This window comes from Shouchella rhizosphaerae (genome assembly GCF_036700015.1).
Classification (GTDB): Bacteria; Bacillota; Bacilli; order Bacillales; family Bacillaceae_D; genus Shouchella; species Shouchella rhizosphaerae.
Map to the genome: position 1 here is coordinate 2,852,093 of NZ_CP144921.1, position 13,537 is coordinate 2,865,629.

Here is a 13,537-nt window from a genome sequence, read left to right on the forward strand (position 1 = left end):
AAGGAGAGATCGTCTTGACGACAAACTTTGGCTTTCTTAAAGATAAAACCCAGTATAAAAGCTTTGCCAATGCCTGCTTAGAAGCGGAAAAAGCGCTGCTTGTTAGTCCTGCGACGTGTGCGATTCTGTCACGTCGCTCTCTTGAGCTTGCTGTCAAATGGCTATACAGTTCGGACAGTGAATTAAAAGTGCCTTACCAGGACAATTTATCGAGTTTGATTCACGATGCCACTTTTCTGGCTGTGATTGATAGCGATCTACTCCCTTTGTTAAAGTACATCGTCAAACTTGGAAATGTCTCTGTACATACGAATGCAAATGTTAGCCGTGACGAAGCGGTTCTTTCGTTGCACAACCTTCATCAGTTTGTCTCTTGGATTGATTATTGCTATTCGGATGAATATACAGCCAAAGAATTTGATGAATCCTTGCTGCAGCATGGCGAGGAAAAACGGGTTCGACCGAAAGAATTACAAGATTTATATGAGCAGCTAAGTTCGAAAGACCGACGTCTAGAAGAGATGATGAAGGAAAACGAAGCCCTCCGCAAGGTCAATACAATGAAACGCGAAGCCAATACCGATCAGTATGATTTCCAAGTCGATGAAATCAGTGAATTTGAGACAAGACAGAAGTATATTGATCTTGATTTAAAGCTTGCAGGTTGGGAATTTGGTAAAAACATTGTAAAGGAATTTCAAATAACCGGAATGCCAAATGAGCAAGAGATTGGTTTTGTTGATTATGTATTGTTAGGTGATAACGGGAAACCTTTAGCTGTCGTTGAGGCAAAGCGAACATCAAAAGACCCTAATGTCGGTAAGCAACAAGCGAAATTATATGCTGACTGCATTGAACAAATGCACGGGCAACGCCCTGTTATTTTTTATACGAATGGATTTGAAACGTATATTTGGCATAAGCCTTATCCTCCAAGACGAATATCTGGCTTCTATCATCCTTCTGATTTAAAACTGGTGATAGACCGTCTCACAATGAAGCGTGAACTAAAAAATGTTGACATTAACGAAGACATTACGAATCGTTATTATCAAAAGAAAGCCATCTTAGCTGTTTGCGATGCGTTGGAACGAAATCAGCGAAAAATGCTGCTAGTTATGGCAACGGGGAGTGGGAAAACAAGAACAGCGATTTCCATTGTCGATGTTCTTTCTCGCCACAATTGGATTAAAAACGTTTTGTTTCTAGCTGACCGGAAAACACTTGTCCTTCAAGCAAAGAAAAACTTTAACAACCTTTTACCGAGCTTATCGTTATGTAATCTTTTAGATAATAAAGATAACCCAGAAGAAAGTCGGATGGTCTTCTCAACGTATCCAACCATGATGAATGCGATTGATGAAGCCAAACGAAAAGATGGCAAGAAATTATTTACAATCGGCCATTTTGACTTAATCATTATCGATGAATCGCATCGTAGTATTTATAAAAAGTATCGCTCTATATTCGATTATTTTGATGGAATCTTGCTTGGACTTACGGCGACTCCAAAAGATGAAATTGATAAAAATACGTATGAAATCTTTAATTTGGAAAATGGTGTACCCACATATCCATATGAATTAACAACAGCTATAAATGATGAATATCTTGTTGAACCTCGTGGAATTGAAACTAAGATGAAATTCCTTGAGGAAGGCATTCATTATGATGATCTATCTGATGAAGAAAAGGAATTATATGAAGAAACATTTGAGGATGAGTTTGGAGAGGATATTGACAGTGGGGCCTTGAATGAATGGCTTTTTAATGCTGATACAATTGATACCGTTCTCAAGGATTTAATGCAAAAAGGTATTCACTTTGAAGGAGGAGACAAGCTTGGCAAGACAATTGTCTTTGCTAAAAACCACCAACATGCAGTAAAGATAGTCGAACGGTTTGATGTCTTATTCCCGGAATATGGCGGAGAATTTGCTAAAGTAATTGACTATAGTGTGAGCCACTATCAAACATTAATTGAAGAATTTTCAACGAAAGAAAAAATGCCACAAATCGCTGTTTCAGTAGACATGCTTGATACTGGAGTCGATATTCCTGAAGTAGTGAACCTTGTCTTCTTTAAAAAGGTGAGGTCAAAATCAAAATTTTGGCAAATGATTGGACGTGGAACGCGCTTGTGTCCGGATTTGCTAGGAATAGGGCAAAATAAAACACATTTTCTCATCTTTGACTACTGCGGGAACTTTGAATTCTTTAGAGAAAATCCAAAAGGGATTGAAGGAAAAGCAACTGAAAGTTTAACCGAAAAACTTTTTAATTTAAAGGTTGAACTGATTAAAGAACTTCAAGGTATAGAATATCAGACAGAAGAGTATATAGCCTATCGTAATGAAATCATAAATGAGGTTTTTGCAGACATTCAGGCATTGGATGATGAAAATTTCCGAGTTCGCCAACATTTACAGTTTGTTCATAAGTATAAAAACAAAGCGAACTGGAATTCATTAACCGTGATGAATGTGAATGAGATCAAAGAGTACATCTCACCTATTATCCTCCCATTTCATGAGGATGAATTTGCTAAACGCTTTGATCTGGTCATGTACACGATTGAATTAGCTAAGTTACAAACGAAAAATGCAACCAAACCTATAAGTAGTGTAATAACGACTGCTAAAGCATTATCTAAGTTAGGAACCATCCCACAAGTTGTTGAGCAAAAGCCTGTCATTAATAAAGTGTTAACGGAAGAGTTCTGGGAAAATGCTGATATCTTTGAACTAGAGCATGTTCGTGAAACGCTCCGGGATCTCGTCAAATTTATTGAAAAAGAAAAGCAAAAGATGTACTTCACCAACTTCAAAGACCAAGTACTAGAGGTAAAAGAAAGCGGCCCACTGTTCCATACAAATGACTTACAGAATTATAAAAAGAAAGTGCATCACTATTTACAAGAACATCGGGATGAATTAGCCATTCATAAGCTTCGACACAATAAGAAGCTGACAGAACAAGATTTACACTCATTAGAAACCATTCTGTGGAATGAATTAGGGACAAGAGAAGATTATGAAAAGGACTTCGGCGATACCCCGATCACAAAGCTTGTTCGGCAAATTGTCGGGTTAGATCCAAAAGCAGCTAATGAAGCATTTTCAGAATTCCTATCCAATGAGAAATTAAACATTCAGCAATGTAGGTTCGTCAAGCTGATTATTGACTATGTGGTGAAAAACGGCGTAATGGATAAAAAAGTACTGCAACAAGATCCATTTAAGTCAGTCGGCAGTATTGTCGAATTGTTTAAGGATAATATCGACGATGCCCGAAAGGTTATGGGCGTTATTGATGAGATCAACCGGAATTCTGAAGAGATTGCCGGGGCATAAATCAAAAAGATACAAAAGAGGCACCTAAGAAACTATGTTTAGGTGTCTTTTGCTGAGTTAAATAGGTGATGAGAGCTTTAAATATCTTGTGTAAATAATGAATAAACGACGGAAAAAGGAAGCCTCTTTTTAGTAGAATGCGAGTACCAAATTCACAGAAAAGAGGACTTCCTATGACTGATTTTACTACAGATATTTTAAAACTCTAGTTAAGGAGTTACTTTATGAATCTACAACAATTCAATAAGGAAATATTTTATAACGATGTTTTTAAAGAAAAGAAAATCATTTTTCTGGGTGAAAATGGGCATGGCGTTTCTGAAATACAAAAACTAAAAATAAAGATGGTTGAATATCTTCATGAACAGTTTGGTTTTAATAAGATTGTCTTTGAGGGCGGTATGGGGGAAATAGCGATTGCCAATCATAATAAACATCAGTTGTCCACTAAATCATTTTTAATGGATTCGTTGCCCGAGGTGTGGCATACGAAAGAGTTATTAGAGTTATTTAAAATCATCCAAAATAGGGAGTTAACGGCTTTTGGTATCGATATTCAATACCAAAATCATTCTTTGCATGATTACATTTTTCCAATTTTAGATAAATATAATCACGGTTTAGCGAATGATTTTTCTGATGCTGAAAAAACGGTGGATACAATAACTGCTAGAACGTTTATGAGAAAGAAAATGTTATCGACGAAGAAAAGACTAGATTTGATCTATGGTCGTGTATATGCCTTTTTAACAGATATGAAACAAGAAGTTATGTTAAATCACGTTATTGATGAGGCTACCTACATGTTCATGCTAAGAGCTATCGAGAATAGAATGAACTTGTTAGAACTATGTTTAATGAATTTTAATATGTATAGTTATTATCGTGATAAGTATATGTTCGAGCATCTTTCTTTTTTAGTAAACAAATGGCCTGAAGAGAAGTTTATCATTTGGGCGCATAACTACCATATTAGAAAAAATAATTCATTAAGTCAGGGTTGGCTGAGTGAAAAATCATTAGGTGAATTTTATTCAGAAAGGTACAGCGATAGCTATCATTTGGGGGTTTACATGAAGGAGGGCAGTGCTGCAAATAATAGGGGCAAACCCTATAAAATAAAAAGTCATCCAAAAAATAGCCTTGAAAACCATCTTTTTTCTAAAAGTAATCATGATATTATATTTGAGTCTTTCAAAAACAAGGATCCACAAAAGTGGTATAACCATGAACAAACTGAACGCGAATCCGGAGTAGATAAACGCAGACTTATTCCATCTCAACAGTACGATGGAGTAATCGGCATTAGACACGTAACACCAGCAAAGGATATTAATGCTTAATTTAAAACCCCATGCTCAAAATATATTTCAGACAAAACGAGCTCATATCTAGTTTGCTGATGTCTAATTTAAAGTAAATGGAAAAAAATTAAAAATTTGATGAAGGAATCCTTATAATCCATCATTTGATTATACTTCCCACCTATTGGAAATTAGAAGGCCATAAATCAAATTATTCAATTACCACCAGTACTAGAATCGATCAAGGAACACTCTTTAAAAGTACTCGCCAAAGGCACCTACACAGTAGAATACGAATTTATAAATGAGGATGAAATGCCATCAAATTAAACGTTCATGTAGCAAGATTTGGAGTTTTTTCTAAGCATAAAAAAGAAGGGTATTCTCGGCAGTAACGAAACCACCAAGAAAGGCCCCCCCCTTCTCAATGACTACTATATCCCAAAGTACATTGAAAGATCTAGTTGAATATCTTGTTACTCACTTCGTGACAGACAATTTGGAGACCATTATGCGAGCCGAAATTCAAACGTATCTGGAAGAGAATCAAGACGGGCGAGGCAGCAGTCGCAATGCTACTACAAACGAACGCTCCATACAAAATACGGCCACGACGATCTCCGTTAGAATGAAAATTTCAGGTGCACCTTCGGCTCATACGGGATGAGATATCACTGGTAGCGAGAATGCACATTTCCATGCAAACACGGCACACTCTTTATTAGGCAGGGGGGGTCTGTTTTATTTTCAAAGTGCTTTAGGGGTTAATGGTCTTATTCAGCCGATAATGTTAAAAACAAAGTCGTGATGGTTTAAAAAGTCGTGAAATTACCCCTGTAGATATGCTTTGTTTAAAGGGGAGGAGAAAGTAAAATAAGCTTATACCACAATCAGTCATATTCTGGAACAATATTGCGAACAAAGTAAACGACTTGACTCTGTTATAAATAAGACCTACTCTTATATGGACTGAATAATTGAATCAAAATATCAAGGTCAATGGTAATCATTAGATTAACATGCTGAAAACAAATGTAATGTTTTTTTCATATGATTTAATAAATATTTAAAGCAGGCTATATAATAAATTTTATCGCAGAATATGATTAAAGGAATTGTAAAAGGCGAAGCTAAGTCATAGGAGAGTGGTCAAATGTTTCATGGAGTTGAATTCGATTTTGTTGTAAAAGACAGTAAAGCTGCTTTGGAGCAGTACAAAGCTATTTTTGATGTTGAGGTAGTGGAGGAGACAAATTTTAAAGTTGGAAATAACGAAGCAGTATTTAATATCTATGGTACACGTTTCCATATGCTTGATGAAAATCATGAATATCAACTTTTTGCCCCAAAAGAAGGTGACACACAATCATTTTGGTTTAATATCGTGGTTCCAGATATTAAAGAAACCTATGCGAAAGCAATTGCAGCAAATGTAAAAGAAATTCAGCCTGTCACAAGAATTGAAAAAATGGGCGTCTCCAATGCGATGTTTTCTGATAGTAATGGTTACGTGTGGATGTTGCATGAAATTCATCGGGAGGTATCTTTTGAAGAACGTGTAGACATTCTAAGTGAAGACTTTGAATAGGATTTCTTAAAAAATCGAGATTAGTGAAGGGAATGTTTCCTAATCTTGATTTTTTTTACATTTCATTTTGATGTTTGGTATCGAGAAGATAAAGGCAGAAACGAATGTTAGTTCTTGATGGTTATGTAACAAATGAATAAACTAGTAGAGTCGAATAGGTTTCTCACCAAGATTCAGCCAAAGGAATAAGAAAGAAAGAGAGAGTGGTGGGTCTATCAAGGGCGTTTACAACGGACAGCGTCTGTGCTGCGTCGTCGTCAATGGAAAACCAAAAACACTATGCCCCCGTGGGCGCTCACTGTTGGTCCAGTCCATCAATCAAGCAGCGGCTTAAAGAGATCCGAAAACGACAGACATTTGGCCATTGGGAACTGGACATGGCCGTCTCTACGGAGGAAGCCATTTGAAAGCTGAAAACTTCTTTACCTAAATACGCCATTCAAACAGCCACCGTAGAGCGTGGAAAAGAGTTTGCTTGTTATGCATCCATCGAGTAAACAAACTCTTTCCTTTATTTTGCGGATCCTTATTCTTCTTGGCCAAGAGGCAGTAACGAGAATGAAAATCGGTTTCTGCGAGAGTTCTACCCGAAGGGACGGATTTTGCTTGTATTGATTCTATCAATGGCCAACTAAGAAAATGCTTACGATGGCGAACAGCCCACGAGGCAGGTTACCCATGAACTGTTGCGCTTGAATTGACAATTTTTTAAATAAAAACGGCACGACTGAACGCTACCCTGTTTAGCACATACTCATATCGCCGTGCTTTCATCATCCTTTTGAGTAGCATAAGTTCGTTTCCAGCCTGTAATGGCAGCAATAACAATGATGATAAAAAGAGACCAGGCGTACGGATTAAGGAATGAAGTTAAAATATTTGGCAATGGAATTCCCCATTTATTAGCCGCTAAGGATAGCTGTCCGTACCATGTGATGATCGTGCTATGCCACGGAATCGTGAAATAAAGGGTTGTGACAGAACAATCCATCAGGATGGCTTTTCGGGACGGTGACAGATTAAACCTATCGCCAATTTTTCTAACAAATCCTGGTCCAACAAGTAACGCTGCAACTGTATTATGCGAAATAGGTGTAGAAATAAGCGTCGTAACAAAAATGATAGATAATTCTGCAGAACGTACCCCTTTTGCAACCTTTTTAGTAACAAAGTCCAAAATGCGGTCAATCGCCCCTGATTCTACCATAATTTGAGTGATAGCTAAGATAATCAACACAAAAATCATCGTATTGCTAATACTTAAGATCCCATCTTCAATAAGTCCAGATGAGACACCGCTTTCTTTTGGGATGTGGAAGAAATCGGATAATACAATTGAGCCATTTAGAATGCCTAATAAAGCAGCAGATACAATTCCCCACACAAATGCTTCAATCATATGCCTGTTAAGGAATACTGCTGTAATAAGCACTAAAACACTAATAAACATAAGAAGCCCAGATGGGTCTACATCCACTCCCATTTGTTGTGCACTTACTACTTCGCCGCCTCCACCTGTCAAGAATATGATAAGCATGGAAACTAGCGCGGCAATAATAACCATTGGCATACGAGCTAAAACAACTTCTCTAATACTAGCATTTTGTGTGGCAGCAGAGGCAATAGTCGTATCCGAATGAGGGGAGACGTTATCTCCAAAACCAGCACCGGCTAAAATCCCTACTGCTAACATGACAGGGTCTGCTCCTAATAAAATACCAGCAGGATAAAGTACAGGTGTAAGAGCTGCTGCTGTACTAACCGAGGAACCAGTAGCTAAGGAAAAAAACATCGTACATAAAAGGGCTAACAACGCAAAATAATTTTGCTGTACGTTTACTTCCAATCCCACCCAGAGCAACCCTTCAATCAGGCCTCCAGCTGTCAAGATTTGCCCAAAAACTCCTGCAAACAAATATAATGTGATAACCACAGCGCCGTTGCTGTTAGCAACACCCCTTATGAGTGCAGCACAGTAGTCACTTTTATTTTTTGCCAAGAAGATTCCGAGAAAAAAAGCTAACCAGCCTATTGCCCAAAATGAAGTCATTCCCCCATTTCCCGAAAAAGTGAGAATAATCATGCCAACAATAAAAATCAATAAAGGGAAGCTGCCGCCGATAGCGCCTCCATACATGTTAAGTTTTGAATCCTTCATAGTCCCTCCTCCTTATTAACAAAATACAAATAGATTCTTTATATAGGGTACCAAACTTTGTAATTGTACCATAAAATCTAAGAAATCTATTTTAAAAACAACCTTGAAAGAGTATGAAGCGATACTTCACAGCAGGAAGGGGCTCATCATTATTTCCTACACGACGAATATTGACAGCATCGTCTTACAACGTCATGGGCTTATGATGAGCTCCTTCTTCCGCATTTTAATAAGTTGTTAGTTGAATCAACTCGCTTGTTCCACCGACTCCTAGTTCTCTATTTCTAAAGAGGAACCGGTACATGCCGTAAATTTCAAAAATATTTAAAAATATTAAAGGTCGTTAGCTGAGTTTTTCGTAATCGAGTATATTACGGACTGTGTGGATGTCAGTCATTGTTCTCAAGCCTTGTTGACGATAAAACATTAGTGATTGTGCTACATTAACCAGCACATTTGCTGTAACGGTATCCCCAAATAACCCTCCGGGTATGGTAAATTCCAAATGTCCAAGGTCCTTACTTTCAAAAATGATGCGGTCGATTTCCTCGACGTTGACTGACATCACCAGATCTAAGGTAATAGGAATAGTACCACTGCTTACTGCTGTTTCGTGTAAACCACTTACTCTTCCTTTACCAACATGACCAGAGGATAACTCTAGGTCGGTTGAAGTAACTGTCGGTTTAATTGATTTTTTTATTTTTTCCTGACTGAGACCCAGCCCATTTAAAATTAATCGAAGGGACTCCTCAAGACCGACATGCCCAATATTATTTTCTTCTGCAAGTGCATTAAATTCTTCCACCGTTTTACCAACACCGACTTTTTGTTGCAAAGGTATGCGCCGTTTGGAAACGTCCACTTTTCTGGAAATGTGAATACTCTCGATATCTCTCGTAACTGCTGATGTAAATACAGCAAGAGAATCCATGACAAAACCTGGGTTAACGCCTGTTCCAATGACAAAAAGTCCTTTATCTTTTGCGTATTGATCAATCTCCTTAGCTAACTCAGGATATCTCACCCATGGAAACGAAAGTTCCTCGCAAGAAGATACAACAGAATAGCCATGGTCTAACAGAGATTTAATTTGTGGCCAAACTTGTGGAACACTTGAACCGGTTGTATGGAGAGCAACAGAATGATTTGCTCCATGTGGAATGTTGCTTAATGAACTAGTCACTTTAATTCCCGTATTTGAAAGGCCAGCTATTTCACCCAAATCTTTCTCGACTTTATTCGGGTCAATGTCTACCCCGCCAATCACTGTAATGTTATTAGAACGTGTACAACTTTTAAAAACTTCGAGACCAATAGGTCCTAATCCATATAATAATACGTTAATCTCCTTCATCCTTTTCCATCCCTTCTTTGTAATCGGTTACAAAAATCAATATAGCAAATCAAATTAGTTATAGGAAATACGAATTTCATATATGGTTATAAGCTGAGCTAATAGGTGCTGAAAAACTTTCATTTATTACCTTTCTTGCATCTCTTAAAATGTCATTATCCCTTGATTCGTTCCAAACCATTGAAATAGAACTCATAACGGAGATGTCTTTTATAGGCACAGCTTTAATTTCATAAGCGCTGTATAGCTGAATCATATCTTCCGGTATAATGGAAATGCCAATACCGTTAGAAATCAATACAGCCCGGCTCATAAACTCGGCCCCTTTTGCAACGATTTTAGGTGAAAATCCTGCTGACATACATGCATATTCCATAAGATAATACAAGGTGGAAGATGTTTTAGGGTCGTAATGCAAAAAGTCTTCCTCTTTAAGTTCATTCAAATCCACTTCATTATAACCAGAAATTATATGTTCCTTTGCAACAGCAACGGATAGGGGAGAACGAGTAACGGTACGCCATCTTAATGGCTGTTGAAACTCAGCAGAAATATCTAAAGGTGTACGTATAAGTGCCATATCAAAGTCGCCTTTTTTTATGTAATCAAGCGCTTGGCTAGACAACGTCTCTAATATGTTGAATTCCAGTAATGGATGTTGCTCTTTTAGTCTTTTAATTAAAGTCGGCACAATGCTCATAGCTGCTGAAGGGGTGGCTGCAATATGTAAAACAGGTTTCGGCACACTTTTAAATTGTTGTAAATGTTTAAAGGAACTATCAATATTCGTAAATGACGGAACCAACGTCCGATATAAAAATTCTCCTTCTTTTGTCAAAGTGACTTGGTTTTTAGAACGGTTAAGCAGCAGCACGCCAAGTTCCTCTTCCAATGCCTTTATCTTCTGACTCAGAGCAGGCTGAGATATATTTAGTTGATGTGCGGATTTACTAAAATTTAAGTGCTTGGCAATTTCTAAAAAGCTTCTTAACGTTAAGTAATTGATATTCATGCCTTCTCCTTCCTTTTAGCACTGTCCATTAATCAAATTTATTATAGATTACTAAATGGTATTTTCAAATACGAACGACCAACTTTACAAATTAAATCATATAGTAACAAGAAAACATCAAAACATTCTTATCGAGTAAACACCCCAAAAAATAAAGGGGAGCGTCAAGAATTTCGTGTTAAGGAGTTATTTTATGAATCTACAACAATTAGATAAGGAATTAATTATATATAACGATGTTTTTAAAGAAAAGAAAATCATTTTTCTTGGTGAAAATGGGCATGGCGTTTTTGAAATACAAAAACTAAAATTAAAGATGGTTGAATACCTTCATGAACAGTTTGGTTTTAATAAGATTGTCTTTGAGGGCGGTATGGGGGAAATAGCGATTGCCAATCATAATAAACATCAGTTGTCCACTAAATCATTTTTAATGGATTCATTGCCCGAGGTGTGGCATACGAAAGAGTTATTAGAGTTATTTAAAATCATCCAAAATAGGGAGTTAACGGCTTTTGGTATCGATATTCAATACCAAAATCATTCTTTGCATAATTACATTTTTCCAATTTTAGATAAATATAATCACGGTTTAGCGAATGATTTTTCTGATGCTGAGAAAACGGTGGATACAATAACTGCTAGAACGTTTATGAGAAAGAAAATGTTATCGACGAAGAAAAGACTAGATTTGATCTATGGTCGTGTATATGCATTTTTAACAGATATGAAACAAGAAGTTATGTTAAATCACGTTATTGATGAGGCTACCTACATGTTCATGCTAAGAGCTATCGAGAATAGAATGAACTTGTTAGAACTATGTTTAATGAATTTTAACATGTATTCTTATTATCGTGATAAGTATATGTTTGAGCATCTTTCTTTTCTAGTAAACAAATGGCCTGAAGAAAAGTTTATCATTTGGGCGCACAACTACCATATTAGAAAAAACAATTCATTAAGTCAGGGTTGGCTAAATGAAAAATCGCTAGGTGAATTTTATTCAGAAAGGTACAACAATAGCTATCATTTGGGGATTTATATGAAGGAGGGCAGTGCTGCAAATAATAAGGGCAAACCTTATAACATAAAAAGTCATTCAAAAAATAGCCTTGAAAACCATCTTTTTTCTACAAACAATCATGATATTATATGTGAGTCTTTCAAAAACAAGGATCCCCACAAGTGGTATAACCATGAACAAACTGAACGTGAAGCCGGAGTAGATAAACGCAAACTTATTCCATCTCAACAGTACGATGGAGTAATCGGCATTAGACACGTAACACCAGCAAAGGATATTTATGCTTAAATTAAACCATACAAAACTGCCTGTTCCATCCACTATAAACGTTTATCAAAAAAGTGAACCTCGGCGGCCGAACTAATCTGGTAACTGATCGGTACAGTCAATCAGCCTAGATAGCTGTATGCTCGAATCTAGGCTGATTCATTCTATTCATCCAATATTCCATATAAAAATAGATCAATCGCTCGGTCTATCTGCCCCTCTTTCTGAGGGGAACGAAAGTAAGAGGAAATTGAGATAAACAATTGACTTACCGCAAATTCTGGATCAATGTTACTTCTTAGCTGCAATTTACTTTCTGTGAGCAACTCAATAAACGGCTTTTTATAGGACGTGGTCCAAAGGACAAATAATTTGTCTGCAATGTCTGGCGATAACGTATGTTGGATATCATGCAACATCATAAACAGATTAAAGGGATGGCGTTGCTGCAAATAATAAACCATGTTTCGTATTTTCTCTTCAAAGGGCTGTTCATTATTTGAAGACATCCGTTCTAAATTTCCAGATACCTCTGTGGCCAAGCGGAGCATGACATGATAATAAATTTCTTCTTTTTTCTTGAAATAGTAGTATAAGTTGGGCTGAGTAATGCCTAACGTATCAGCAATTTGTCTCGTCGATGTAGCCTGATAGCCTTGTTGCATAAATAATGTTTCAGCCACATCTAAAATTTCATCATACATGTTTCATCACCTAGAAATTGAGTTTAATGTTACCTGCTTCAACACCGGGGCTGTGAGAGGAAGGCAATGGCTCAGCGAACAATTGCCTTTGCTATATTTTTTCTTTCAAAATCCCGTCTTTCATGATTAGCACACGGTCACAATAATCGATTAAACGTGTGTCATGGGTGACCATAATCGTCGCTTTATTGTTTTTTTTCGTTTCCTTTGCCAAAATCTCAGCAACTTCATACGCTTTTTCTGTGTCCAAGCTTGCGGTCGGCTCATCGGCTAAAATGATCGTTGGATCGTGGTACAAAGCCCGAGCGATGGCGACTCGTTGACGCTCACCGCCAGAAAGCTCTTCTGGGTATTTCTTTTTCAATTGGTCAATTCCTAATTGTGTAAAGAGGTTGTCGGCTGTTTGCTTTCTATTTTCTTTGCTGATTTTATCAACAAGCTGTAGTTGTTGTTGTACGGTCAAGAATGGCACAAGGTTTGATGATTGTAAAACAAAACCAATCTCTTTAAATCTAAGTTTGGCGCGCTCTTGTTCTTTCTTTTTGCTAAAAGGGTTACCATTAATCAATACTTCTCCCTCGGAAGGCGCTTGCAATCCCCCGGCAATCGTTAGAAACGTGCTCTTTCCAGAACCAGATGGGCCGATAATAGCGACAAACTCTCCTTTTTCTACCGCGAAATCTGTTTTCTTTAACGCTTCAATTGTATGAGCACCATCTTTGAACGTTTTTTTCACTTGTTTAAATTCAATTGCCCCCATGTTTCCA

The 13,537-nt window shown here is 37.2% G+C and carries 9 protein-coding genes; 4 read left to right on the forward strand and 5 right to left on the reverse strand.

Going from position 1 to position 13,537, the window contains the following annotated elements; all coding sequences use genetic code 11:
- The first annotated feature begins 14 nt into the window (after window positions 1-14).
- From V5G21_RS14190 to V5G21_RS14200, 3 genes are all read left to right on the forward strand, one after another.
- Window positions 15-3,353: a DEAD/DEAH box helicase family protein gene (locus V5G21_RS14190; protein ID WP_338464847.1), complete on the forward strand. Its 3,339-nt coding sequence runs from the start codon at window positions 15-17 to the stop codon at window positions 3,351-3,353.
- A gap of 224 nt (window positions 3,354-3,577) precedes the next feature.
- A complete protein-coding gene (locus V5G21_RS14195; protein ID WP_338464848.1) occupies window positions 3,578-4,696 on the forward strand; it encodes an erythromycin esterase family protein in 1,119 nt (372 codons plus the stop codon).
- Between the two features lie 1,114 nt (window positions 4,697-5,810).
- Window positions 5,811-6,245 carry a VOC family protein gene (locus V5G21_RS14200; protein WP_011245792.1) on the forward strand — a complete coding sequence of 145 codons (435 nt, stop codon included), beginning with the start codon at window positions 5,811-5,813 and terminating at the stop codon, window positions 6,243-6,245.
- 754 nt (window positions 6,246-6,999) lie between these two features.
- On the opposite strand, the gene V5G21_RS14210 is transcribed toward V5G21_RS14200, so the two are convergent.
- From V5G21_RS14210 to V5G21_RS14220, 3 genes are all read right to left on the reverse strand, one after another.
- A complete protein-coding gene (locus V5G21_RS14210) occupies window positions 7,000-8,403 on the reverse strand; it encodes a Na+/H+ antiporter NhaC family protein (protein WP_011245793.1) in 1,404 nt (467 codons plus the stop codon).
- A gap of 343 nt (window positions 8,404-8,746) precedes the next feature.
- A complete protein-coding gene (locus V5G21_RS14215; protein ID WP_073305083.1) occupies window positions 8,747-9,760 on the reverse strand; it encodes a hypothetical protein in 1,014 nt (337 codons plus the stop codon).
- Window positions 9,761-9,836: 76 nt separating this feature from the next.
- The gene (locus V5G21_RS14220; protein ID WP_073305081.1) at window positions 9,837-10,772 is read right to left on the reverse strand and encodes a LysR family transcriptional regulator; all 936 of its coding nucleotides are present in this window, start codon (window positions 10,770-10,772) and stop codon (window positions 9,837-9,839) included.
- A gap of 193 nt (window positions 10,773-10,965) precedes the next feature.
- Here V5G21_RS14220 and V5G21_RS14225 point away from each other — a divergent pair, with 193 nt between their 5' ends.
- The gene (locus V5G21_RS14225) at window positions 10,966-12,087 is read left to right on the forward strand and encodes an erythromycin esterase family protein (RefSeq protein WP_212937341.1); all 1,122 of its coding nucleotides are present in this window, start codon (window positions 10,966-10,968) and stop codon (window positions 12,085-12,087) included.
- 143 nt (window positions 12,088-12,230) lie between these two features.
- Here V5G21_RS14225 and V5G21_RS14230 read toward each other — a convergent pair whose 3' ends face one another.
- Both V5G21_RS14230 and V5G21_RS14235 read right to left on the reverse strand, forming a co-directional pair.
- Window positions 12,231-12,770: a TetR/AcrR family transcriptional regulator gene (locus V5G21_RS14230; RefSeq protein ID WP_011245797.1), complete on the reverse strand. Its 540-nt coding sequence runs from the start codon at window positions 12,768-12,770 to the stop codon at window positions 12,231-12,233.
- A 91-nt stretch (window positions 12,771-12,861) separates the two neighbouring features.
- A complete protein-coding gene (locus tag V5G21_RS14235) occupies window positions 12,862-13,530 on the reverse strand; it encodes an ABC transporter ATP-binding protein (protein WP_063608833.1) in 669 nt (222 codons plus the stop codon).
- Window positions 13,531-13,537 lie beyond the last annotated feature (7 nt).